We start from the raw sequence: 24,563 nt of genomic DNA on the forward strand, positions 1-24,563 counted from the left end.
CGCCACCCCGGCGGCGCCCACGCTGTTCATTTTTTTCCCAGGCGGGCGCCTTGGCGGATGCGATGGGGCAGGCGGTCAACGACAGCAACCTGGCCGGCGCTGCCTACATCTGCCGAAACAACTCGACATAATTACGGCTCACCACCAGCTGTTCCGGCCGCCCCCTCAGCTTGACCATCAGGCGTCCTCGAAAATCGGTGTGGGTCGCTTCGATGAACTTCGCAGCGACGATGATGCTGCGGTGGATTTGCCAGAACCGCGCCGCGTCGAGCCCGTCGCGCAACTGGCGCATCGGCGTGCGGATCAGGCTTTCGCCTTCCTGCAGATAGACGCTGGTGTACTTGTCGTTACTCTGGAAATACACCACTTCGTCGATCGATATCAGCCTGGTTTCGCCGCCATGGGCGGCGCGGATCCATTGCAGCGGCTGGGCCACCGGCGCTGTTGCCGGGCTTGCGTCCAGTTTTGCGCCCAGTTGCTGCAGCAGCGCGCGCAGCGCTTCGGCATCAAAGGCGGGCTTGTCGCGCAGCACCGCCTTTAACCTGGCAACGGTGCGCGCCAGGCGCTCGGCGCTGGCCGGTTTGAGCAGATAGTCTCGGGCGCAATGCTCGAACGCTTCGACCGCGTAATGGTCGTGCGCGGTGATAAAAACGATGTACGGGCCGTGCGCGCCGGCTGCCAGCCGCGCCGCCACGTCGAGCCCGGTCATGCCGGGCATCTGGATGTCGAGGAACACGATGCTTGGTGCCAGTTCGTCGGCCAGGCGCAGCGCATCGAGGCCGTTGGCGGCGCTGGCGACGATGCGCAGCTCGGGCCAGACATGCGCCAGCTGCGCCGCGAGGTAATCGCGCAGGTGCGGCTCGTCGTCCGCGATCAGGGCTGTGGGATAGTCGATGGCGATACCGTATCAAGAGGCAGCAGCACGCGCACAAGCATGCCGCAGGGAAGATTTTCGAGCAATCGTACCTCGGCGCCGTGGCCATACAGGCTGCGCAGCCGCGCGCGCAGGTTGGCCAGTCCGACGCCGCCCCCTGACCGGGCCGGTTTGGCGCTCAATCCGGCGCCGCTGTCGGCCACTTCGATGCACACGGCGTGAGCATCGAAGCGCGCGCGCAGTACAATTTCTCCGCCGTCGACCTTCGGCTCGAGCCCGTGCATGACGGCGTTCTCGACAATTGGCTGCAGCAGCATCGGCGCGATGCGGATTGCGCGCGCGGCGTCATCGAACTCGATCCGGTAGCGCAGCCGCGCTCCCATGCGCACCGCCAGCACGTCGAGGTAGGCCGCCGCCAAGTCCAGTTCGGCGCCCAGGGTAGCGTGCTCGGCGCGGCTGGCGGTCAGGCTGGCGCGCAGGTAGTCGATGAAACGCTCTAACATGTGGCGGGCCTGGGCCGGCTGGGTGTCGATCAGGCTGAGCACGTTGGCAAGTGTGTTGTACAAGAAGTGAGGTTCGATCTGCGCCTGCAGCGCGCGCAGCCGCGCTTCGGCCAGCAACTGCGCGGTGGCGGCGATCTGCCCGCTCTGGCGCGCGGCCAGGGTCTCCCTCTGAATGCGCCGTTCGCCCGCCATCAATACCAGGAACATCAATCCCGCCATCAGCAAGGCGAAAGGGACCAGCTGCGACAGCACCGCGCCGCTCTCGACGTAGTGCAAGGGATGGCGGCCGCTCAGCAGGGCGTTGCCGGTGCCGACGCCGAGCGTGACGCACAGCGCGGTGACGCCGACGTGATACAATAGGCGCGGCATGCCGCGCGCGCGCGATGGCCAGCCGCGCAGCACCCGCCGCAGGCCGGCAAAACTGCCATGGATCAGGTAACCGACCAGGTTCGAAATGAGCCACACCGGCAGCAGCAGCGTCAGGAACCGCAGTGCGCGGCGATCCAGCATCAGGGCCGCGCTGGTCAGCAATACTGCGATCATCGTATTCCACAGGCCGGTATAGACGATGTTGCGCGCGGTTGAGCACGGCCAGTGCCGAAACAGCGGAATCAAATCGAGCGGGTGGGAGGGCGCGGCGGCAGGGAAGGTCATATGCGCAGTTTAGAAGTGTCAGGCCGACAAGAAGTTACCATGAAAACAAATTGGCGCTCAATATGGCAGCCGCGCCAGCGCCAGGCCAAGGACGGCGCTACAAGCGAGTAATCGGCGGCGGTTCACGCTCGGCGCCCTGTTCTCTAGCGCAGGCTGACGCGCAGGGCGGCGCCGGCGCCGGGGAGGGTAAAGCTGGCCTGTCCGAAACTGGGCGGCCCCATGGCGCCCATTGCGTTATTGCTGAACCCATAGCCTTCGGTCGGGATGCCAAACATGTTCTTGTCCAGTTTGGCGTTCGCATTGGCGTCGTGGAACACTGCGAACGCGTATTCGCCAGCCGGCAAGTCTTTCAGCACCACCGTGTTGGCGGCGTTGATTGCCGCGATGGCGGCCGTGGCAACTGCCGTTTTCATGAAAGTGCCGGCCGAATTGTAGAGCGACACCTGGATCGTGCCGCCGGCCTCCTTGACGTCGCCAATATGGATGGTCAGGTCGGCGGCGTGCGCCTGGACGGCCGCCAGCAAGGCGGCGCAGCAGAGAGTCTGAATCAGTGTCATGGAAGTCTCCGGTGAGTTCACGCGAGAACTGTAACCACAACCAGGCTGTGCCGCGCGGCCATGCGACGAAATGGCGCCAGACGGCGCGAGGTGCGCCGGGATGGCGCGAAATGCGGGCTCGTTGGGCCGCTTATCCCCGCCGGGGTCCGTCGGCGGATCAGGGTGAAAGAACATGGATAAAAGCTGTTTGGTGCACCCACGCCGCCCAAGTTCAAGTGGTTCAACGGCCAATCTGGCCCAGGCAGATGTATCGCGCGGCGTGGCCGCCGCACTTGGCCGAAATGCAAGCAACAAATGGTATGATCCGGTCTTTCCGAGTTCGACGGCGGCATTCCCCTTTCGACCTGGCTATAAGGTAAGTCAAGCAACGTGCGTCTCTCTTCCATCAAATTGTCGGGATTTAAGTCATTCGTCGATCCCACCAATTTCCAGGTGCCGGGTCAACTGGTCGGCGTGGTCGGTCCCAACGGCTGCGGCAAGTCGAACATCATCGACGCCGTACGATGGGTGCTGGGCGAATCGAAAGCGTCGGAGCTGCGCGGCGAATCGATGCAAGATGTCATCTTCAACGGCTCGACCCATCGCAAGCCGGCCGGGCGCGCCTCGGTCGAACTGGTGTTCGACAACCACGACGGCAAGGCGGCCGGCCAGTGGGGCCAGTACGCCGAAATCGCCGTCAAGCGCACTCTCACGCGCGACGGCACCTCGACCTATTACATCAACAGCCAGCCGGTGCGCCGGCGCGACATCCAGGACATTTTTCTGGGCACAGGCCTGGGCCCGCGCGCCTACGCCATCATCGGCCAGGGCATGATCTCGCGCATCATCGAGTCGCGCCCGGAAGAGCTGCGCGTGTTCCTCGAAGAGGCGGCCGGCGTGTCGAAGTACAAGGAGCGCCGTCGCGAAACGGCGAACCGATTGGGCGACACGCGCGAAAACCTGTTGCGGGTCGACGACATCCTGCGCGAACTGAACGCCAACCTCGAAAAACTCGACGCGCAGGCAGTGGTGGCGACCCGCTTCCATGCCTTGCAGGCCGACCAGGAAGAAAAGCAGAAGCTGCTCTGGCTGCTGCGCAGGAACGAAGCGCACACCGAGCAGGCCAGGTATTTCCGCGAGATGGCGCAGGGCCAGACCGACCTCGAGGAGCAGACCGCGAAATTGCGTTACGTCGAGCTCGAGCTCGAGCACATGCGCCAGGCCCACTTTGCGGTGGGCGACCGCCTGCACGCGGCCCAGGGCCTGCTGTACCAGACCAATTCCGAGATCGGCAGCCTGGAAGCGCAGATCAAGTTCGTCATCGAGTCGCGCAGCCGGCTGCAGAACCAGCTGGCCGCCCTCGGCGCCCAGCGCGGCCAGTGGCAGTCCCAGGCCCGGGAGGTCCAGCAGCAGGTCGAGGAAGCCGGCTACCTGCTGGAAGAACTTGGCGGACGGGTCGAACAATCGCAGATGGCGGCCGAGCAGCAGTCCGACAACCTGCCGGCGTTGGATGGCGCATGGCGCGAGGCCCGGCACAAGACGACCGAGTCGCGCGCGAAGATAGCAAGCGCGCAGCAGCAGATCGAGCTGGCGTCGGCCCACCAGCGCAACGCTTCGAACATCCTCGCCGGTCTGGCGACCCGGCGCGAGCGGCTGCAGCAGGAAAAAAACGGACTGAATTTGCCCGACAGCGGGCAGTTGGCCAACCTGCGCTTGCAGCTGGAAGAAAAACAGCAGGCGCTGGAAGAGCAGGCAATGGTGCTCGAAGAAGCACTCGAGCAGCAGCAACGCTTCGAGCGGGAGCGCGCCGAAGCGCAAGCGCAGGTCAACCTTGAATCGAGCGCCAACGCGCAGCTCGAAGCGCGCCTGGCGGCGTTGAAGCAGTTGCAGGAGCGCGTGCAAAGCCAGGGCAAGGTGCAGCCTTGGCTGCAAAAGCACGAACTCGAATCGCTGCCGCGGCTGTGGCAAAAGCTGCACGTCGAAGCGGGCTGGGAAACCGCGCTGGAATCGGTGCTGCGCGAGCGCACCGCCGCGTTGGAGATGTCGAACATCGAATGGGCCAAGGCCTTTTTCGGCGACGCGCCGCCGGCCAAGCTGGCGCTGTATGCACCTTCGCATGCCAACGCCGCCAGCACCGAGGTGCCGGGCCTGACGCCGTTTTCCAGCCTGCTGAAAATTAACGACGGCGGCCTGCGCGGCGTGCTGCAGGGCTGGCTGCACAACGTCTACATCGCCGAAGACGCCGCCAGCGCATTTTCCGCGCGCGGCGCGCTGCCGGCGGGCGGCGCCTTCATTACCCGCCAGGGCCACGTCGTCGGCGCCTCGAGCGTGCGCTTCTACGCCGCCGACGCCGAGCAGGACGGCGTGCTGGCGCGGCAGCAGGAAATCGACAACCTCGGCAAGCAGCTGCGCGCCCAGGCCTTGCTGGCCGAACAGGCGCGTTCGCGCCTGGTGCGCGCCGACGCCGCCGTGTCGGACCTTGCGCGCCGCCTGCAGGACGCCCGCCAGCGCATCGCTTCCCTGACGCAGTCGGTGCACGCGCTGCAGATCGACGTCGTCAGGCAGTCCGAGGTCGAGGCCCGCTTCAACCAGCGCAGCACCCAGATCCACGCCGACCTGCTTGAAATCGCGATGCAGGAAGAGGAACAGCAGCAGGTGCGCATGGAGTCGGAAGAAAAATTCGAACAGCTCGACATCGAACTGGCCGAACTGCAGGGCGCGCACGAAGACGGCCAGACCTTGTTCTTGCAGCGCGAGGCGGCGCTGGCCGACGCGCGTGAGCAGCTGCGCGAACTCGAACGCGCCGCCCAGGAAGCGTCATTCGCCGAAAAATCGCAGCGCAGCAAGATCGACGAACTGCAGCGCAATATCGCCACCGCGACCAGCCAGGCGGCGCAAGTGGGCGAGCGGCTCGAATTGAGCCAGCAAGAGCTCGAGTCGCTCGAGAGCGGCGCCGCCGACGACGGCCTGCAAGACCTGCTCGAGCGCCGCACCACGCAGGAGCGGGCGCTGGCCGACGCCCGCCATGAACTCGACCAGATCACCTTGCAGCTGCGCCATGCCGAGGAGTCGCGCATGCTTGCCGAGCGCAGCCTGCAGCCACAGCGCGACAGGATCTCGGAAGTGCAGCTCAAGGAGCAGGCGGCGCGCCTGAACCAGGAACAGTTCGCCGAAGCGTTGAAGGCGGTCGGCGCGGTTGGCGAGGAAGAGGCGGTGCTGTCGCAAAAACTCCATCCCGACATGAAACCGTCATGGCTTGCGGGCGAAGTGACGCGCCTGGCGAACGCCATCGCGGCGCTCGGCGCGGTCAACCTGGCCGCCCTCGACGAACTGGCGCAGGCGTCCGAGCGCAAGAATTTTTTGGACGCCCAGAACGCCGACCTGCTGGAAGCGATCACCACGCTGGAAGACGCGATCCACAAGATCGACAAGGAAACGCGCGACCTGCTGCAGGACACCTTCGACCAGGTCAACCTGCATTTTTCCGAACTGTTCCCGATCCTGTTCGGTGGCGGCAACGCGCGCCTGGTGATGACGGGCGACGAAATCCTCGACTCCGGCGTGCAGGTGATGGCGCAGCCGCCGGGCAAGAAAAACGCCACCATCCACCTGCTGTCGGGCGGCGAAAAAGCGCTGACCGCCACCGCGCTGGTGTTTTCAATGTTCCGCCTGAACCCGGCGCCGTTCTGCCTGCTGGACGAGGTCGACGCGCCGCTGGACGATTCAAATACCGAACGCTTTTGCCGCATGGTGAAGCGGATGTCGGAGCATACGCAATTCCTTTTCATCTCGCATAATAAAATTGCGATGGAAATGGCCAATCAACTGATCGGTGTGACGATGCAGGAGCAGGGTGTATCGCGCATTGTGGCGGTGGACATGGAGTCCGCCGCAAATTTCGCTACTGAGGCACAAGCAGCATGACAGAACTTCAAATGAGCCTGATCGGCGGCGCCGTGGTATTCGTCGGTGCCGTATTCGCCTATAACAAATGGCAGGAGCACCAGGCGCGCAAGAGCGTCGAACGCGCCTTTTCGTCCGAGCACGACGACGTGCTGATGCGCAGCGACGCGCCCGCTGTGCCGCGCCAGGAACCGAAGTTCGACCTCGCCGGTGCGGGCGGCGTGGCAGGCAAAGGCGGCGCCGCCGACAACGGCGAGGGCGTCGACCGCTTCGAGCCGGCCGTGGCCGACACGGTGATGGGCGACGACAGCGACGACCAACGCCAGGCCGGGGCGGGCGAACTGGCCACCAGCCTGGTCGACCCGCTGATCGACTGCCTGATCCCGCTGGCGCTGGAAGCGGCCACGCGTGGCGACAAGCTGCTGCCCGCGCTGCACACCCTGCGCCACGTCGGCAACAAGCCGATCCATTACATTGGCCTGGCCGTCTCCGGCGACTGGGAGCCGATTGCGCGCGGCGGCGTCTACACCCAGCTGCAGGCCGGCGTGCAGATGGCCAGCCGTACCACCGCATTGAACGAACTCGAATACTCGGAGCTGGTGACGCGCCTGCGCACGCTGGCCGACGACATCGGCGCCGAGCCGGAAATCCCGGACATGATCGACGTGATGAAGGACGCGAAAACGTTGCACCGTTTCGTCGCCGGCCACGACGCCCAGCTGGGCGTGAACCTGACGTCGAACGGCGCCCCGTGGGCCATATCGACCCTCATCGGCGCGCTCGAAAAACAGGGCTTCGACGTCGGTCCGAGCGGCCGCTACGCCATGCCTGATGGCGACGGCGGCGTGCTGTTTTCGCTCTCGACCAACGTCACAATGGGCGCCGACACCACCTCGCACCTGACGTTGCTGCTCGACGTGCCGGTGGTTGCGCCCGCGCGCGACGGCTTCGGCAGCATGGTCGCCTGCGCGCGCACACTGGTGGGCCGCCTGGACGCCACCATCGTCGACGACAGCAACGCGCCCTTGACGGACCAGGCGATCGCCGAAATCAACGGCCAGGTGCTGGAATTTTACGAAGAGATGGCGACGGCAGACATCCCGGCCGGCTCGATCCGAGCGCTGCGCCTGTTCAGCTGAAGGTAGTCCTATCGTGACAATCGTGACAACCGTGACAACCGTGAACCCCGTGACGACCGAACCCGCACAGCGCGACCGCATGGCGTGGCTGACGACCGAACTGAATCGCCACATCTACGCCTACCACGTGCTTGATGCGCCGACGATTCCCGACGCCGAGTACGACCGCATGTTCCGCGAGCTGCAGGACCTGGAAGCGGCGCATCCCGACAGCGCCACCCAGGATTCGCCCACTTTTCGCGTCGGCGCGACGCCGATTTCCGAGTTCAAGCAGGTCATTCACACGCTGCCGATGCTGTCGCTCAATAACGGCTTTTCGCCGGAAGACGTCGACAGCTTCGACCGTGCCGTGCGCAAAGGCTTGATTGCCGAGCAGACCGAGTACGCCAGTGAACTGAAATTCGACGGCCTGGCGATCAGCCTGCGTTACGAGGACGGCGTGTTCGTGCGGGCCGCCACGCGCGGCGACGGCGCCACCGGCGAAGACGTCACCGTCAACATTCGCACGGTGCGCGCGATCCCGCTGCGATTGCACGGCGCAATCATCCCGCGGGTGCTGGAAGTGCGCGGCGAGGTGCTGATGTACAAGCTTGACTTCGCCAAACTGAACATGCGCCAGCGCGACGCCGGCCTGAAGGAATTTGCCAATCCGCGCAACGCCGCCGCCGGCAGCCTGCGCCAGCTCGACTCGCGCATCACCGCCGCGCGCAACCTGCGCTTCTTCAGCTACGGCGTCGGCGCGCTGGAAGGGGCCGACATGCCCGAGTCGCATTCAAAGCTGCTCGACTGGCTCGGCCAGCTCGGCCTGCCGGTGTCGAACGAGCGCGCGGTGGTCACCGGCGCCGCCGGCATGCTGGCGTTTTATACCGACATCGGCAACCGGCGCGCAGGCCTCGCGTATGAAATCGACGGCGTCGTCTACAAGGTCAACCGGCTCGAGCACCAGCGCCAGCTCGGCTTCGTCTCGCGCGCGCCGCGTTTTGCGTTGGCCCACAAGTTCCCGGCCGAAGAAGCGCTGACGCAGGTGCAGGACATCAGCGTGCAGGTCGGACGCACCGGCGCCATCACCCCGGTGGCGCGCCTGGCGCCTGTGTTCGTCGGCGGCGTGACGGTCGAAAACGCCACCCTGCACAACGAGGGCGAGGTGCGGCGCAAGGACATCCGCATCGGCGACACCGTCATCGTGCGGCGCGCCGGCGACGTGATTCCCGAAGTGGTCAGCTTCGTGCCGGAACGCCGGCCGCTTGACGCCCGCGAATTCGTCATGCCGCTTGGCTGCCCCGTGTGCGGCTCGCCCATCGTGCGCCTCGAGGACGAAGCGATTGCGCGCTGTTCCGGCGGCTGGACCCATTGCAGTGCGCAAAAGAAGGGCGGCCTGATGCACTTCGTGTCGCGCCGCGCGATCGACGTCGAAGGACTGGGCGACCAGCTCATCGAGCAGCTGGTCGACAAGGGCCTGATCCACACCGCGGCCGACCTGTACACGCTCGACCAAACCAGACTGTGCGCGCTCGATCGCATGGCCACCAAATCGGCGCAGAACGTGCTCGCCGCGCTGGAAAAGTCAAAAGAGACGACCCTGGCGCGCTTTATCTACGCGCTGGGCATTCGCAACGTCGGCGAATCGACTGCCAAGGCGCTGGCCGGGCACTTCGGCAACCTCGACGCGTTGCTGCACGCGGCCGGCTGGGAGGGCGGCCTGCAGCTGCTGGAAGTGGCCGACGTCGGCCCAGTGGTGGCGCGCTCGATCGCCGAATTTCTCACCGACCCGCAGAACGCCCAACTGGTGACGCAGCTGCGCCTCCACCTGCGCTGGAAAGAGGGCGTTCATGTCATGAAGCCGGCCGGTGCGCTGGCCGGCAAGACGTTTGTGCTGACCGGCACCCTGCCAACGCTGGGCCGCGACGACGCCGGCGCCATGATCGAGGCGGCCGGCGGCAAGGTGTCCGGCTCGGTGTCGAAGAAAACCGCCTACGTGGTGGCCGGCGCGGACGCCGGTAGTAAACTAGCCAAGGCGCAGGAGCTCGGTCTCGCCATCCTCGACGAAGCATCGCTGCTGGAACTGCTGGCCGCTTCATCGCCGTCATCATCAATAGAACATTCCGAACATTCCGAACAAGCCGAACAAGCGCAACAAGCGCCATGAAAAAGATCACCAAAGCCGTTTTCCCGGTCGCCGGCCTGGGCAGCCGCTTCCTTCCCGCCACCAAGGCGCAGCCGAAGGAGATGCTGCCGATCGTCGACAAGCCGCTGATCCAGTACGCGGTCGAGGAGGCGGTCGCGGCCGGCATCACCGAAATGATTTTTATTACCGGCCGCAACAAGCGCGCCATCGAGGACCATTTCGACAAAGCCTACGAGTTGGAGAGCGAACTGGAAGCGGCCGGCAAGGCCGAGCTGCTCGAGTTTGTCCGCAACGTCATCCCGAAGAGCATCACCTGCATCTACATCCGCCAGTCGGCGCCGCTGGGCCTGGGCCACGCGGTGCTGTGCGCCCGTCCGGTGGTCGGCGACCAGCCGTTCGCGGTGCTGCTGGCCGACGACTTCATGGATACCGCGCCCGGCCAGAAGCCGGTGCTGGCGCAGATGACGGACCTGTACGGCTACGAAAAATGCAGCATCCTGGCGGTGCAGGATGTACCGCGCGCCCATACCCGCCAGTACGGCATCGTCAGCGCCTCGCCTTACCGCCCGGACCTTGAATTGGTGTCGGCCATCGTTGAAAAGCCGCGGCCGGAAGATGCGCCGTCGACCCTGGCGGTGGTGGGCCGCTACGTCCTCTCGCCGAGGATCTTCGACTATCTGGAACACCTCGGCACCGGTACCGGCGGCGAGATCCAGCTGACCGACGGCATTGCCGCGCTGATGGTGTCCGAACGGGTGCTCGCCTACCGTTATGCCGGACAGCGCTATGATTGCGGTTCCAAGCTCGGTTATCTGAAGGCGATGACGGCAATGGGCCTGAAACATCCTGAAACTGGCGAAGGCTTCCGCGCCTTCCTCGATCAAATGCACAAGGAGCAAGGTCAACATGACGGTACGTGACATCTTGAAAATGGGCGATCCGCGCCTGCTGCGCGTGGCCGAGCCGGTGCGCGAATTCGGCACGCCCGAAATGAAGGCGCTGATCGCCGACATGTTCGATACCATGCACGCCGCCAACGGCGCCGGGCTGGCCGCGCCGCAGATCGGCGTCAACTTGCAGCTGGTGATCTACGGCTTCAAGGAAAACCAGCGTTACCCGGACGCGCCGGCAGTGCCCGAGACGGTGCTGATCAATCCCGTGCTGACGCCCTTGTCGAACGACATGGACGAGCAGTTCGAAGGCTGCCTGTCGGTGCCCGGCCTGCGCGGCGTGGTGCCGCGCTACACGCAGCTGCATTACGAAGGCGTCGACCAGGACGGCCGCCCTATCGTGCGCGACGCCGAAGGTTTTCATGCGCGCGTGGTGCAGCACGAAGTCGATCACCTGCTCGGCATCCTGTACCCGATGCGCATTACCGACTTTTCGCAGTTCGGCTACACCAGCGTAATGTTCCCCGACCTCGATCCGGACGACGACCAATGAGGGCGACGATGCTCACCCTGGCGCTGGCCGCTGTAGCCCCGCTGGCGCACGCCGGCGAGGTGTTCACCCGCGTCGAGCCGGCGCCACTGAAAGAGTTCTGGGTCGACAGCGGTTTCGCGACATACCACTTCGACCGCGACAAGGACCTCAACGGTGGCAATGGCGGGCTGGGGGCGGAGTACCGGTTCCGCGGCGACCTGGCGGCCACCGCAGGGCGCTTCTACAACAGCGACCGGCAGTATTCGAACTATGTCGGTGCGATCTGGCAGCCGTACGCCATCGGGCCGGTGCGCCTCGGCGCCGTCATCGCCGGCTTCAACGGCTATCCGCAGATGAAAGGCGGCGGCTGGTTCCCCGCCCTGATCCCGATGGCGACCATCGAGTACCGGCGCTTCGGCGTCAATATCGGCTTCGTGCCGTCGTACAAGGACCGCTTGTACGGCGGCATTTCCGTACAACTGAAATTCAAACTGAGCGATTAGCCGGGCGCGGATGATGCCCGCATATCGCCATTAATAATCGGGGTGAAATATATCCGGGGATCGACATCTATCCCTGTCTCAAACTCACCAAGCCTGCGTCAGCGCTTCACTTTCCCCAGCGGGTCATCGCGGTTCCAGACCGGCATCGACGCCGCATTCGCAATCGCATACCCCAGGTTCAGCGTGAACTGGGCCTGCTGCAGCATGCCCGATAAGTCCCAGGCGGGATTGTATTGATCGCTGACCTGGTGATAGTGATTCTTGAAGGCGACCATCCGCGCGCTGGCGTCGGCCGGGTGGTCGGCAAACTCGAACGAACCGTCGCCGGAGAATACCGCCGAGCCGACGTTAAACGCCGGCACGCCCGCTTTCGCGAACATGAAATGGTCGGCGCGGAAGTAGGCGCCGCCCAGGTCGGGCACCGCCGGCGCCAGGCGCAGGCCCATCCGCTTGGCGACACGCTCGGCGCTGGCGTGAAGGCTGCTGCGCTCGCTGCCGGCGACGCCGATGTCGCGCGTGGTGCCGACAAAATTCATGCTGTCGAGGTTCAGGTCGACGGCGGTCTTTGCCAGCGGCCACAGTGGATTGCGTACATACGCCAGGCTGCCGATCAAACCTTGCTCCTCCGCGCATGGCCACAGGAAGATCTGGGTGCGGCGCGCCGGATGGGCCAGCGCCGCCTGCGCCATCGCCAGCAAGGCCGCCGCTCCCGAGGCGTTGTCGATGGCGCCGTTCCAGATATGGTCCGCGACGTGGCCCGACCCGTCGTTGGCGGCGCCGATGCCGAGGTGGTCCCAGTGCGCCGAGTAAATTACGGCCTGTTCCTTGAGTACCGGATCGGTGCCTGGCACGATGCCGGCGACGTTGAACTGCTCGACCTGGCGGATTTTGCTGTCGAGTGCGGCGTGCATCACGATCCCGAGCTCGACCGGCTTGAAGCCGCGCACCTCCGCCTGGGCGCGCAGGAGGTCGAGGTCCTGGCCGGCGGCGGCGAACAGCGTGCGCGCGGTGTCTTCGTGGATCCATCCCTGCAGCGCGTTGCCGGCCCCGGCCAGTTCGAAGCGTTCGTGGCCGAAGCTGGTGGCCGGAACGCTCCATGGATACGAAGCCGATTCAAGGGTGTGGATCAGCAGGATGCCGGCTGCGCCCTGGCGCAGCGCTTCCTCGTATTTGTACATCCAGCGGCCGTGCCAGGTCAGCGATTTGCCGCCGAAGCGTCTCGGCTCGGCCGCGGTCGGCTTTGGATCGTTGACCATCACGATCAGCAGTTTGCCCTTGACGTCGACGCCGGCGAAGTCGTTCCAGCGCTCCTCATGGCTGTCGATGCCATAGCCGGCAAACACCACCGGCGCGTCGATGCGCACCTGCGCCTGGCCGTTCGCGTTGGCAAACAGGATGTCGCTGCCAAGCGTCGGCGCCAGCGTCTTGCCGCCGACGTCGAAGCGCGCCGAACTGCCCGGCAGCGTCGTGGTGCCGACCATCTTTACCGATTGCCGGTAGAGCTTGCCGGCAGCCGGCTTGAGGCCGATCGCCGCTGCCTGCGTCTCGAGGTAACGCACCGTGAGGTCGCCGCCGCGCTGGCCCGTGCCGCGTCCTTCCAGAAGGTCGTCGGCCAGGAACGCCAGGTGGGCGCGCAGCGGTGCTTCGGCGACCACCGGTTGCGCTTGGGCTAAGGCAGTGTGGCTGGCAAACGCGAGGCCGGCGGCGAGGAGGGAAAGACGCATCATGGAAGCTCCGCAAAAAGTCAAGTTGGCACTGCAGGGGCGAGGCGGGCCAGCCCCGGCGCGATCAGAACTGTTCGTCCGGCCTTAAATACCGCCACTGCCCGACCGGCAGGTCACCCAGCTTGACCTTGCCGATGCGAACCCGCTTCAAGCCCAGCACTTTCAGCCCCACCATGTCGCACATGCGGCGGATCTGGCGCTTTTTCCCCTCGCGCAAGGTGAAGCTGAGCTGGTCCTCGTTCTGCCAGCGCACCTTCGCCGGCAGCAGCGCCTTGCCATCCATCCACAGCCCGAAACACAGCTTTTTCAGTTCCGACTCGGGCAGGGTGCCCGGCTTGGTGTACTGCACCCGCACCAGGTATTCCTTCTCGATGGCCGTGTCCTGGCCGATCAGCGTCTTGGCGACGCGGCCGTCCTGGGTCAGGATCAACAGGCCGACCGAGTCGATGTCGAGCCGGCCGGCCGGCACCAGGCTGCGCAACTGGGTGGGATGGAACTGCTCCGGCGACGGATCGTCGGGCCAGCGGTTCTCGGCCTTGATCAGCGCGATCGCCGGTGTGTAGCCGTCCTCGGCCTGGCCGCTGACATAGCCCATCGGCTTGTTGATCAGCACCGTGACGCGCTTGGACTGCTCGGCGGCGGCCTGGCGTTCGACCGTCACCTTCTGGTCCGGCGTGACCTTGCTGCCCAGTTCGGACACCACCTGGCCGTCGACCCGCACCCAGCCGCGGGCAATCCATTCATCGGCTTCGCGGCGCGAGCACAGCCCGAGTTCGGACATGCGTTTGGATAGGCGTAACAAGTCAGTCATGGAACACAGCACTCATGGGATATGGCAGTCATAGAATATATTTCATTAAACTTTAAGGACGTCCAGCAGGTCGGTCTCGAGCTGGATCTGGTTGCGTGAACTGGACAGCACGGCGCCGTCGACGAGGAACACGTCTTCGACCCGTTCGCCGAGCGTCATGATCTTGGCGGTGTGGACGTTGATGCGGTAGCGCGTGAGCACGTTGGCGATCGAATACAGCAATCCGGTGCGGTCGCTGGCGGAAATCGACAGCAGGTGGTACTGTCCGCGCTCGTCGGGACGCAGGTCCACTGTCGGCTGAATCGGAAAGGTACGCGACAGGCGCGACAGGCGCCCACGGGCCGGCGCCGGCAGCGGCGCCTGCTTTGTCAGCAGTTCGCCGATCTCGTGTTCGATCAGGTTGATGATGTCGCGGTAGCTGTTGGCAAAATTGTCCTCCGTCACCAGGAAGGTGTCGAGCGCGTAGCCGTGTCGGGTGGTGTGGATCTTGGCGTCGAGGATGGAAAAATTCTTGCGGTCGAAATAGCTGCAGATGCGCGCGAACAAATCCGGCTGGTCTTTGATGTAGACCGCCACCTGCAAACCTTCGCCGATCGGCGCCAGACGGCACTTGACGACCGGTTTGGTCGAGTCGAGCCGATCGTACAGCGAGCGCGTTTGCCAGGCAATGTCGGCGGCGTCGTGGCGCAGGAACCAGGCGACGTCGAGCTGGTTCCACAGCGCCTCGTGCGCGTGTTCGGGCAGGCCGTACAGGCGCAAGGTGGCGCGCGCCTCGCTCTGGCGGTTCATCAGTTCGCGGTCGGCCGAATGCGGCTCGCCGCCCAGCACCCGCAAGGTCACGCGGTACAGGTCTTCGAGCAGCTTGGCCTTCCAGGCATTCCACACCTTCGGGCTGGTGCCGCGGATGTCGGCCACCGTCAGCAAGTACAGCGCCGTCAAATGGCGCTCGTCGCCGACAAGCGCCGCGAACGCCTGGATCACGTCGGGGTCGGACAGGTCCTGTTTCTGCGCCACCTGCGACATCGTCAGGTGCTGCTCGACCAGGAACATCACCAGCGCGGTGTCGTCAGGCGTGACGCCGTGGTCGAGACAGAATCCGGTGGCGTCGGCCACCCCTAACCGGGAATGGTCGCCGCCGCGGCCCTTGGCGATGTCGTGGAACAGCGCCGCCACGTACAACAGCCACGATGAACGGAAGTTGGCGATCAGCTGGCTGCAGAACGGATATTCGTGCGCGTGCTCGCTCATCGTGAAGCGGCGCATGTTACGCACCACCATCAAGATGTGCTGGTCGACCGTGTAGACGTGGAACAGGTCGTGCTGCATCATGCCGACGATGTGGCGAAACGCCGGCAGGTAGCGGCCGAGGATGCCCATGTCGTTCATGCGCCGCAGCGCGTGCACCAGGCCCACCGGAGCTTGCAGGATGCGCACGAACAGCGCGCGGTTGACCGGATCGGCACGGAAAACCTCGTCGATCCTCGAGCGCGCGTGCCACAGCGCGCGGGTGGTGCGCGCGGTCATGCCCTTGATGTCGGGACGTTCGGTCATGACGACGAAAATCTCCAGCAAGGTCGACGGCTCCGATTCGAACGTGTCGTCGGCTTTGACGTCGATGAAGCCGTTGACCTGGTTGAAGCGGTCGTTGACGGCGACGACTTCGGCCGGTTGCGGGAACAGCTGCGCCTCGATATTTTGCAGCAGGATGGTATTGAGCTGGGTGACCGTCTTGGCGGCCCAGTAATAGCGCTGCATCAGGTATTCGCTGGCGCGGCGCGCGTTGACTCCCTCGCCGGTGGTTTGCAGGCCGAACGTTTCGGCGATCGCGCCCTGGACGTCGAACACCAGCCGGTCTTCGCGCCGCCCGGCATGCAAGTGCAGGCGCACGCGGATATCCTTGAACGCGCTTTCCTTTTCCATCAGCGCGCGCGCCTCGACCTGGGTGATCAGGCCACGCGCCGCCAGCTGCCCCCAGGAATTGGCCAGAGCGGCGGCTTTCGCCACCCACAGGATTACCTGCAGGTCGCGCAGGCCGCCGGGGCTCTCCTTGCAGTTCGGCTCGAGCGAGAATGCGGTGTCTTCGTATTTGGCATGGCGCAGCCGCATCTCGACGGTCTTGGCCTGGAAAAAAGCCTGCGGATCGAGCTCTTCCTGGTAGCGCCGCTGCAGCTGTTCGAACAGCGGCACGTCGCCCGTCACCAGGCGTGCTTCGAGCAGGCTGGTTTGCACCGTGATGTCGGCGCGCGACTCGCTCATGCACTCGTCGACGGTGCGGATGCTGCTGCCGATTTCCAGTCCCAGGTCCCACAGCAGTTGCACCAGTTCCTCGAGCTTGCCGCGGGTGATGGCGTCGGCCGGCTGCGACAGTAAAATGAGCAGGTCGAGGTCGGAGTGGGGGAAAAGCTCGCCGCGCCCGTAGCCGCCAACGCCGACCAGCGCGCAGGCGGGCGGCAGGCCGGCGCCGTTCCACGCTTCGGCCAGCACCGCATCGACGCTTTGCCGCAGCCCGCGCAACAGTTTTTCCGGCTTGCCGTCGCCGTGGAAGGCGTCCGTCAGGAGCTGGCGTTCGGCTTTCAGCCGGCCCTTGAGCAGGTCACGGGTTTGCGCTTTATCCCGCGCTTTGTCGACTGCGGCGTCCATCTCAGGCCGCCGCCGCCGGGGCCTCGCCTTGTGCCACTTGCTTTTGCACGACGGCCGGCGGCGGCGGCGTGCCGGCCGAATCGGTCAGCACTTCGTAGCCGGTTTCCGTCACCAGCACCGTGTGTTCCCACTGCGCCGACAGGCTGCGGTCCTTGGTCTTGATGGTCCAGCCGTCGCCCATTTCGCGGATCTCGCGCCGGCCGGCGTTGATCATCGGCTCGATCGTGAAAATCATGCCGGCTTCGAGACGCTCCAGGGTGCCCGGTTTGCCGTAATGCAGGACTTGCGGCTCTTCGTGGAACACGGTGCCGATGCCGTGGCCGCAAAATTCGCGCACCACGCTGTAGCCGTTTTTCTCGGCGTGCTGCTGGATCGCGTGGCCGATGTCGCCCAGGTAGGCGCCCGGCTTGACTTTCGAGATGCCTAGCCACATGCATTCATAGGTGACGTCAGACAGGCGCCTGGCCAAGATCGACGGCTCGCCGATGAAAAACATGCGGCTGTTATCGCCGTGAAAACCGTTCTTGATGACGGTGATGTCGAGGTTGACCACGTCGCCGGTTTTCAACACCTTGTCGCCCGGGATTCCGTGGCAGATGACGTCGTTGACCGAGGTGCAGATCGCTTTCGGATACGGCGTGTAACCCGGCGGGCAATAGTTCAGCGGCGCCGGAATGGAACCTTGCACGTTGGTCATATACTCGTGGCACAACCGGTCGAGCTCGCCGGTTGTAACGCCGGGCTTGACGAAGGGCGTGATGTAATCGAGCACTTCGGCGCCAAGCCGGCCGGCGATACGCATGCCGGCAATTTCTTCGGAGGTCTTGATGGAGATGGAGGACATGGGTATCACAATCGACAAATGAGGTATGTGCGCTTCAAGCCGACCTTCGGCGCGCGCGCGGATACCATCATTATAAGGGATGTCGATATTTGGCGAAGACGGTCGCCTCCATCAGCTTCAAAATACCCACACGTCTGACAGCATGTAAATGATACCTTTGACAATTCCCCAGATGACTCCCGACACCAATACCGCCGAGAGGACCGCCGCAATCAGCCCGGTGACGACAGCGTAGCCATCGCGCTCGAGAAGGCCGAGCGCAAGAAGACTGATCGACAGCGCGGGAAGCATATTGCCGAAGGGGATAGGCAGCACCAGGACGGTCGCAAGCAGCAGGCAAATCAGCCCGACGGCGTATTCCAGAGGCGGTAGTGTCAGCACGCTCACACGTGGACGCAGCAATTTTTCCGCGCGCTCGAGCCAGGGAGCGACCCGTTTGACCACCCCATGGAAATCTGTGCGCGTCATGGACCTTCGGCTGATCAGCCCGGGGAGCCATGGCCGCATGCCAAACGTCAGTTGCGCCGCAAGAAAAACCAGCGGCGCGCCGAGTATTGCCGATGTCCCGGGCGGGACCGGGAAGATGTTTGGAAAAGCAAAAATAAAAAGCAAGGCACCGATTGCACGGTCGCCGAGGGCTTGTAGCAGATCGCCGACTGCCACGCGGTCTCTTGTTGTGTCGTTTGCCAGTTCTTGCAAGAGTTTGGATAGCGTCAAACCGTCGCCGGTGCAGCTCATTTTTCAGTTTTCATTGTTCGGTACAAAAAGAGAGCGATGCGCCTTTCAGCGTACCGCTCTGCGAATGGGAAAAACGGGAAGGGTGGCGCAGCAACGCGCCACCACAGGTGCGCCGGCAAATAGCCGGTCAGTCGCGGCTACCTCCGCCGATACCCAGCAGCGCCAGCAGATTTGCAAAAATATTGTACACGCTTAGATAGATGCTCAGTGTTGCGGTAATGTAGTTGGTCTCACCGCCATTGATGATGCGCTGGACGTCGTACAGGATGAACGCTGAAAAAATGGCGATGGCCATGACGGAAATAACGATCGACAGCGCCGACATGCCAAGAAAGATGTTCGCAACGGAAGCGAGAAGCAGCACGACCACGCCGGCCAGCAGCCACTTCCCCATTCCGGAAAAATCGCGCTTGGAAACCGTCGCCACGCTCGCCATCACCGCCAGGATCGTGGCGGTGCCGCCAAAGGCGGTCATGATCAGCGTGCCGCCATTCGAAAAGCCCAGCGTTCTGGTCAAAATCGGCGTCAGCATCAAGCCCATGAAGAAGGTGAACCCCATCAGGAAGGCAACGCCGAGACCGGAGTTCTTGGTTTTTTCGATGGCAAAAATGAACCCGAACGCAACTGCCAGAAACATCGCCATGCCTAAAAAGCCGCTAGGCATGGGAAGTTGCAACTGCACGCCAACGAACGCCCCAAATACGGTCGGGATCATCGACAGCGCGAGCAGCCAGTAGGTGTTGCGCAGGACCCGGTGCCGTACTGACGGCAGGCTGCCTGATTGTTCGTAGGTTGACTGAAGATTCGAATTCATGGTGGAGCTCCTTGCGTGGTGAGTGTCGCGGCGCAGCATGACTGCCCGCACTCGTCATAGTGCATCACGATTCTTAAGCTTCTCTTAATACGGGCCGAAGTGGCGCGCGCGTCCGGCGTGGCTTGCCGGGGGTATCATGCCATCGGTTTCGAGGCGCGCGCCGCGCGTAGTGCCGGCAGGCAAAACCGCACCAGGTCATCAGCGACACGGGCGCCTCTGCAGGTTTCTCTGCGGGCTGCTTGAAATGCCGGCCCAAATCAGTTAAAATACCGGGTTGCTTGGTTTGGTTTTCGAGTAATTTGTAGAGCAGTAGCAAAATTAATGTTAAATCGCGAGTCCGGTCGCAAAGGGTGCCTCAATGGTGACTGACCGGATTCCAGACCCAACCCTGGAGAATTAAATGTCCGTAACAATGCGTGAAATGCTGGAAGCCGGTGTCCACTTCGGTCACCAAACCCGTTTTTGGAATCCAAAAATGGCGCCGTTCATCTTCGGCCACCGCAACAAGATCCACATCATCAACCTCGAAAAGACGATGGGGATGTATCAGGAAGCGATGAAAACGGTCAAGCAGGTTGCAGCTTCGCGCGGCACCATCCTGATGGTCGGCACCAAGCGCCAGGCGCGTGACATCATCGCCGCCGAAGCCCAGCGCGCCGGTGTGCCTTACGTCGACCAGCGCTGGTTGGGCGGCATGCTGACCAACTTCAAGACCATCAAGACCTCGATCAAGCGCCTGAAGGACATGGAAGCCCAGATCGAAGACGGTTCGGTCGAGAAGCTGTCGAAAAAAGAAGGCTTGATGTTCGAACGCGAAATGACCAAGCTGCAAAAATCGATCGGCGGCATCAAGGACATGGGCGGCGTTCCTGACGCAATCTTCGTCGTCGACGTCGGCTACCACAAGGGCGCGATCACCGAAGCCGGCAAGCTGGGCATCCCGGTCATCGGCATCGTCGATACCAACCACTCCCCGGAAGGCGTCACCCACATCATTCCAGGCAACGATGACTCGTCCAAGGCGATCATGCTGTACGCCCGCGGTGTGGCCGACGCCATCATCGAAGGCCGCGCCAGCGCGACCAACGAAGTGGCTGACTTCGCCAAGCAATCGGGCGCCGACGAGTTCGTCGAAGTTTCCGAGCAGGCATAATGTAGCGGCGGGGTAAGCCCTGCCGCAGCATCAAAAAGGGTGGCATCGAGCTCACCCTTTTTTTTAAGCAGAATACTGTTTTTCACCCCCGAAAACGACAGCGGCGTCCGCGTGCGGCGTCGCACCAATCGAACATTTAGGAGAAACACATGGCAGCGATTACAGCAGCGATGGTAGGCGAACTGCGCGGCAAGACCGACGCACCGATGATGGAATGCAAGAAGGCACTGACTGAAGCCGAAGGCGACATGGCCCGTGCTGAAGAGATCCTGCGCGTCAAGCTGGGCGGCAAGGCATCGAAGGCGTCGTCGCGCATCACCGCCGAAGGCGTGGTCGTGGCGTACATCGCCGGCGGCGTCGGCGCGCTGTTGGAAATCAACAGCGAAACCGATTTCGTTGCCAAGAACGACGACTTCCTCGCGTTGGCCAACAATGCCGCCCGCCTGGTCGCCGAAAACAACCCGGCCGATGTGGCTGCCTTGCTGGCGCTGCCGCTCGACGGCAAGACGCTCGATGACGTGCGTGCCGCACTGATCGGCAAAATCGGCGAGAATATGTCGATCCGCCGCTTCCAGCGTTTCGACACCACCGCCAAGCTGGCGTCGTACCTGCACAACGACCGCATCGGCGTGATGGTCGACTTCGATGGCGCGGACGAGCAAGTCGGCAAGGACATCGCGATGCACATCGCTGCGATGAAGCCGGTGTCGCTGTCGTCCGACCAGGTGCCTGTCGAAATGATCGAAAAAGAGCGCTCGGTCGCCGCCCTGAAAGCACAGGAAGACGCTGACGCGGCAGTTGCCGCCGGCAAGCCGGCGCAGTCGCCGGAAATCCTGGCCAAGCGTCTCGAAGGCTCGGTCCAGAAGTACCTGAAAGAAGTGTCGTTGCTGAACCAGCCGTTCGTCAAGAACGACAAGCAGTCGATCGAACAGATGCTCAAGGCGGCAAACACCACCGTCAAGTCGTTCACGATGTACGTGGTCGGCGAAGGGATCGAAAAGAAGCAGGACGACTTTGCCGCGGAAGTTGCTGCACAGATGGCTGCCTCGAAGCAGTAATAGCAGCAAGTAGCAAAGCGGGCCGGAAGGCCCGTTTTTTTACCTTGATAATTTAGCACTCAGTATTTAGCACAGTCAACAGCAGTGAGCACCCCAGTCGATACCGCGATCAACACCGCGATTAATACCGAACAACCGTCATTCCAGGAGCCTCTATGACCAAACCAGCCTATAAACGCGTTCTTCTCAAATTGTCTGGCGAAGCGCTGATGGGGGATGATCCTTACGGCATCAACCGCGCCACCATCGAGCGCATGGTTGCCGACGTCGCCGAAGTGGCGAAGGCGGGCGTGGAACTGGCCGTGGTGATTGGCGGGGGCAACATCTTCCGCGGCGTCGCCCCCGGCGCCCAGGGCATGGACCGCGCCACCGCCGACTACATGGGCATGCTGGCCACCGTGATGAACGCGCTGGCGCTGGCCGACGCCATGCGCCACGTCGGCATCGTCGCGCGCGTTATGTCGGCGATCGCCATCGAGCAGGTGGTCGAGCCTTACGTGCGCCCGAAAGCGCTGCAGTACCTGGAAGAGGGCAAGGTTGTCGTGTTCGCCGCCGGCACCGGTAACCCGTTCTTCACCACCGACACCGCCGCCGCGCTGCGCGGTGCCGAAATCAGCGCCGAGATTGTTTTGAAGGCAACAAAGGTCGATGGGGTATATACTGCCGATCCGCAGAAGGACCCGCACGCGACGCGCTACGAGTCGATCACGTTCGACGAAGCCATCTCGAAGCGCCTGCAGGTGATGGACGCGACCGCGTTTTCGCTGTGCCGCGACCAGAAACTGCCGATCAAGGTGTTTTCCATCGTCAAGCCAGGCGCACTGATGCGCGTCATCATGGGCGAAGACGAAGGTACCCTGGTTCACGTGTAAGATAAATAATTGTTAATAAACAGCAACCCAACAAACAGCAGCTAACAAATAGCAATTTTATAAGCCAGAGGAGAGCAGCATGACCATCGCTGACATCAAGAAAAACGCGCAAGAGCGCATGACCAAATCCATTGAAACGCTGCGGGCCGACCTGGCCAAGGTACGTACCGGCCGCGCCCACACCGGCATCCTCGACCATATCACGGTCGAATATTACGGCCAGCCGACGGCGCTGACGCAAGTGGCCAACGTGACCCTGATCGACGCCCGCACCATCGGCGTGGCGCCGTTCGAAAAGAAGATGGCGGCCGCGATCGAGCGCGCCATCCGCGATTCCGACCTCGGCCTGAACCCGTCGTCGCAGGGCGAGCAGATCCGCGTGCCGACGCCGATGCTGACCGAAGAGCGTCGCAAGGAAATGGTCAAGCTGGTCAAGAACGAGGCGGAAGACGCCAAGATCGCGATCCGCAACATCCGCCGCGACGCCAACGAGCAGGTCAAGAAACTGGTCAAGGACAAGCTGGCGTCGGAAGACGACGAGCGCCGTGCAACCGACGAAATTCAGAAGCTGACCGACAAGTTCATCGCCGACGTCGACCGCATGGTGGTCGACAAGGAAAAAGAAGTGCTGACGGTATAAATGCGCAACTACAGTCTGGATTTATGATTTTTAAAAGCTCGACGACAGCAGTGCCCGAGGTTGACGCGGTACCGCGCCATGTCGCCATCATCATGGACGGCAACGGCCGCTGGGCTACCAAACGCCTGTTGCCGCGCGTGGCCGGCCACGTCAAGGGTGTCGAGGCGGTACGTGTCTGCGTCGAAGCCTGCGTCGATCGCGGCATCGAGTACCTGACGATCTTCGCGTTTTCGTCGGAAAATTGGCGCCGGCCCGAAGAGGAAGTGTCGCTGCTGATGCGCCTGTTCGTCACCGCGCTGGAACGGGAAGTGGCGAAGATGCACGCCAACAGCATCCGCCTGAAAGTGGTCGGCGACCTGTCGCGCTTCGACGCCAAGCTGCGCGAGATGATCGCCAACGCCGAGCGGCGCACCGCCAACAACACGCGCCTGACGCTGACCGTCTGCGCCAATTACGGCGGCCGCTGGGACATCATGCAGGCCACCGGCAAGATGGTCGCGGCCAACCCCGGCACGGTCGACTTCACCGAAGAGCAGTTGTCCGGGCACCTGGCGATGGCGTACGCGCCCGAGCCGGACCTGTTCATCCGCACCGGCGGCGAAGAGCGCATCTCGAATTTCCTGCTGTGGCAGCTCGCTTACGCGGAACTGTATTTCACCGATACCTTCTGGCCGGATTTTTCATGCGCGTCGCTCGACGATGCAATCGCCTCGTACCACAAGCGCGAGCGGCGTTTCGGCCGCACCGGCGCCCAACTGGCCAAGAAAACCTGATGCTGAAAACCCGGATCATCACCGCAATTGTCCTGCTGGCGGTACTGCTGCCGGTGCTGTACTGGGCCAATCCGACCGCTTTCGCCGTCGTTGTCACGCTGTTTTTCGGCGCCGCGATCTGGGAGGGTTTTCGCCTGTTCAATCCGGGATCGCCCATGGCCTTGCTGATCAGCCTGGCCTGGACCGCGGCATTCGCGTACGCCTTTTTCTTCGCCGTCCAGGCGCAGTCCTTGTTCTGGTTCGCCATCAGCGTCCTGGTCTGGCTGCTGCGCCTGGCGCCGTCGCTGAAAATCGGCCTGCCGCCGCTCGCGTCCGGCGGCAATACCTTGCTCAGCCTGACGTATGCGGCCGCCATCGTCGCCTGTTTCGCCGCCATCGTGGCGCTGTTTCGCCATTCGCCGCTGTACCTGCTGTCGGTGATGGCGCTGGTGTGGATCGCCGACATCGGCGCCTACTGCGCCGGCAAGGCTTTCGGCAAGCGCAAGCTGGCGCCAATGATTTCACCGGGCAAGTCGTGGGAAGGCGCGATCGGCGGCGGCGTCGCCGTGCTGCTGCTGGCCACGCTGTCGGTGCTGTCGGGCACCTTGTTTGCTGACACCTTTGCCGCGAACGTGCAGAAGCGCCTCGGCTGGGCCGCGCTGTTCGCCATTTTGATTGTCATTACCGCCGCCAGCGTGGTCGGCGACCTGTTCGAATCCCAACTCAAACGCCGCGCCGGTGTCAAAGACAGCAGCAAGCTGCTGCCTGGCCACGGCGGCGTGCTCGACCGCATTGACGCCCTGATCCCCGTACTGCCGCTGGCTGCGCTGATCGACACCTGGCTCTAGAGAGAGTTTC

At 63.5% G+C, this 24,563-nt stretch carries 21 protein-coding genes; 12 read left to right on the plus strand and 9 right to left on the minus strand.

What is annotated here, in order from left to right; all coding sequences use genetic code 11:
• Positions 1–103: 103 nt before the first annotated feature.
• The 3 genes from CR103_RS11815 to CR103_RS11825 form a co-directional block, all read right to left on the minus strand.
• Positions 104–901 (minus strand): LytR/AlgR family response regulator transcription factor, encoded by a 798-nt coding sequence (locus tag CR103_RS11815; RefSeq protein ID WP_099916180.1) that lies wholly within the window; start codon positions 899–901, stop codon positions 104–106.
• Positions 874–2,031: a sensor histidine kinase gene (locus tag CR103_RS11820; protein WP_099916181.1), complete on the minus strand. Its 1,158-nt coding sequence runs from the start codon at positions 2,029–2,031 to the stop codon at positions 874–876. The genes CR103_RS11815 and CR103_RS11820 overlap by 28 nt, the downstream gene beginning before the upstream one ends.
• Before the next feature lie 143 nt (positions 2,032–2,174).
• A complete protein-coding gene (locus tag CR103_RS11825) occupies positions 2,175–2,588 on the minus strand; it encodes a DUF2141 domain-containing protein (RefSeq protein WP_099916182.1) in 414 nt (137 codons plus the stop codon).
• A gap of 369 nt (positions 2,589–2,957) precedes the next feature.
• Between CR103_RS11825 and smc the strand changes: the two genes are divergently transcribed.
• The 6 genes from smc to CR103_RS11855 are packed head-to-tail and all read left to right on the plus strand — an operon-like array spanning position 2,958 to position 11,659.
• The gene (smc, locus tag CR103_RS11830; protein WP_099916183.1) at positions 2,958–6,491 is read left to right on the plus strand and encodes a chromosome segregation protein SMC; all 3,534 of its coding nucleotides are present in this window, start codon (positions 2,958–2,960) and stop codon (positions 6,489–6,491) included.
• Complete coding sequence (locus tag CR103_RS11835; RefSeq protein ID WP_099916184.1) at positions 6,488–7,609, plus strand: cell division protein ZipA C-terminal FtsZ-binding domain-containing protein; 1,122 nt, start codon at positions 6,488–6,490, stop codon at positions 7,607–7,609. The genes smc and CR103_RS11835 overlap by 4 nt, the downstream gene beginning before the upstream one ends.
• A 49-nt stretch (positions 7,610–7,658) precedes the next feature.
• A complete protein-coding gene (gene ligA / locus CR103_RS11840; RefSeq protein WP_502510775.1) occupies positions 7,659–9,755 on the plus strand; it encodes an NAD-dependent DNA ligase LigA in 2,097 nt (698 codons plus the stop codon).
• On the plus strand, positions 9,752–10,654 hold the full coding sequence (galU, locus tag CR103_RS11845) for a UTP--glucose-1-phosphate uridylyltransferase GalU (RefSeq protein WP_099916185.1): 903 nt from the start codon (positions 9,752–9,754) through the stop codon (positions 10,652–10,654). The genes ligA and galU overlap by 4 nt, the downstream gene beginning before the upstream one ends.
• Positions 10,641–11,177, plus strand: coding sequence for a peptide deformylase (gene def, locus CR103_RS11850; protein WP_099916186.1), 537 nt, complete (start codon positions 10,641–10,643; stop codon positions 11,175–11,177). Before galU ends, def begins: the two co-directional genes overlap by 14 nt.
• A gap of 8 nt (positions 11,178–11,185) precedes the next feature.
• Positions 11,186–11,659, plus strand: a complete 474-nt coding sequence (locus CR103_RS11855; protein ID WP_099916234.1) for a hypothetical protein — start codon at positions 11,186–11,188, stop codon at positions 11,657–11,659.
• Between the two features lie 98 nt (positions 11,660–11,757).
• On the opposite strand, the gene CR103_RS11860 is transcribed toward CR103_RS11855, so the two are convergent.
• The 6 genes from CR103_RS11860 to CR103_RS11885 form a co-directional block, all read right to left on the minus strand.
• Positions 11,758–13,383, minus strand: coding sequence for a M28 family peptidase (locus CR103_RS11860; protein ID WP_099916235.1), 1,626 nt, complete (start codon positions 13,381–13,383; stop codon positions 11,758–11,760).
• Between the two features lie 64 nt (positions 13,384–13,447).
• Positions 13,448–14,194, minus strand: a complete 747-nt coding sequence (locus tag CR103_RS11865) for a pseudouridine synthase (RefSeq protein ID WP_180279361.1) — start codon at positions 14,192–14,194, stop codon at positions 13,448–13,450.
• Between the two features lie 45 nt (positions 14,195–14,239).
• Positions 14,240–16,834, minus strand: coding sequence for a [protein-PII] uridylyltransferase (locus tag CR103_RS11870; protein ID WP_099916188.1), 2,595 nt, complete (start codon positions 16,832–16,834; stop codon positions 14,240–14,242).
• 1 nt (position 16,835) lies between these two features.
• Positions 16,836–17,678, minus strand: a complete 843-nt coding sequence (map, locus tag CR103_RS11875) for a type I methionyl aminopeptidase (RefSeq protein ID WP_099916189.1) — start codon at positions 17,676–17,678, stop codon at positions 16,836–16,838.
• A 117-nt stretch (positions 17,679–17,795) separates the two neighbouring features.
• A complete protein-coding gene (locus CR103_RS11880; protein WP_099916190.1) occupies positions 17,796–18,416 on the minus strand; it encodes an exopolysaccharide biosynthesis protein in 621 nt (206 codons plus the stop codon).
• Positions 18,417–18,543: 127 nt separating this feature from the next.
• Positions 18,544–19,230, minus strand: coding sequence for a Bax inhibitor-1 family protein (locus CR103_RS11885; protein WP_099916191.1), 687 nt, complete (start codon positions 19,228–19,230; stop codon positions 18,544–18,546).
• Positions 19,231–19,630: 400 nt separating this feature from the next.
• Here CR103_RS11885 and rpsB point away from each other — a divergent pair, with 400 nt between their 5' ends.
• From rpsB to CR103_RS11915, 6 genes are all read left to right on the plus strand, one after another.
• Positions 19,631–20,383 carry a 30S ribosomal protein S2 gene (gene rpsB, locus CR103_RS11890; RefSeq protein WP_099916192.1) on the plus strand — a complete coding sequence of 251 codons (753 nt, stop codon included), beginning with the start codon at positions 19,631–19,633 and terminating at the stop codon, positions 20,381–20,383.
• A gap of 149 nt (positions 20,384–20,532) precedes the next feature.
• Complete coding sequence (gene tsf, locus CR103_RS11895; RefSeq protein WP_099916193.1) at positions 20,533–21,441, plus strand: translation elongation factor Ts; 909 nt, start codon at positions 20,533–20,535, stop codon at positions 21,439–21,441.
• A 155-nt stretch (positions 21,442–21,596) separates the two neighbouring features.
• Positions 21,597–22,313, plus strand: a complete 717-nt coding sequence (gene pyrH / locus CR103_RS11900) for a UMP kinase (protein ID WP_099916194.1) — start codon at positions 21,597–21,599, stop codon at positions 22,311–22,313.
• A gap of 79 nt (positions 22,314–22,392) precedes the next feature.
• On the plus strand, positions 22,393–22,953 hold the full coding sequence (gene frr, locus CR103_RS11905; protein ID WP_099916195.1) for a ribosome recycling factor: 561 nt from the start codon (positions 22,393–22,395) through the stop codon (positions 22,951–22,953).
• A gap of 23 nt (positions 22,954–22,976) precedes the next feature.
• A complete protein-coding gene (gene uppS / locus CR103_RS11910) occupies positions 22,977–23,726 on the plus strand; it encodes a polyprenyl diphosphate synthase (protein WP_099916196.1) in 750 nt (249 codons plus the stop codon).
• Positions 23,726–24,553 carry a phosphatidate cytidylyltransferase gene (locus CR103_RS11915; RefSeq protein WP_099916197.1) on the plus strand — a complete coding sequence of 276 codons (828 nt, stop codon included), beginning with the start codon at positions 23,726–23,728 and terminating at the stop codon, positions 24,551–24,553. The genes uppS and CR103_RS11915 overlap by 1 nt, the downstream gene beginning before the upstream one ends.
• Positions 24,554–24,563: the final 10 nt, after the last annotated feature.

The organism is Massilia psychrophila, from assembly GCF_002760665.1.
Classification (GTDB): Bacteria; Pseudomonadota; Gammaproteobacteria; order Burkholderiales; family Burkholderiaceae_D; genus JAFCUW01.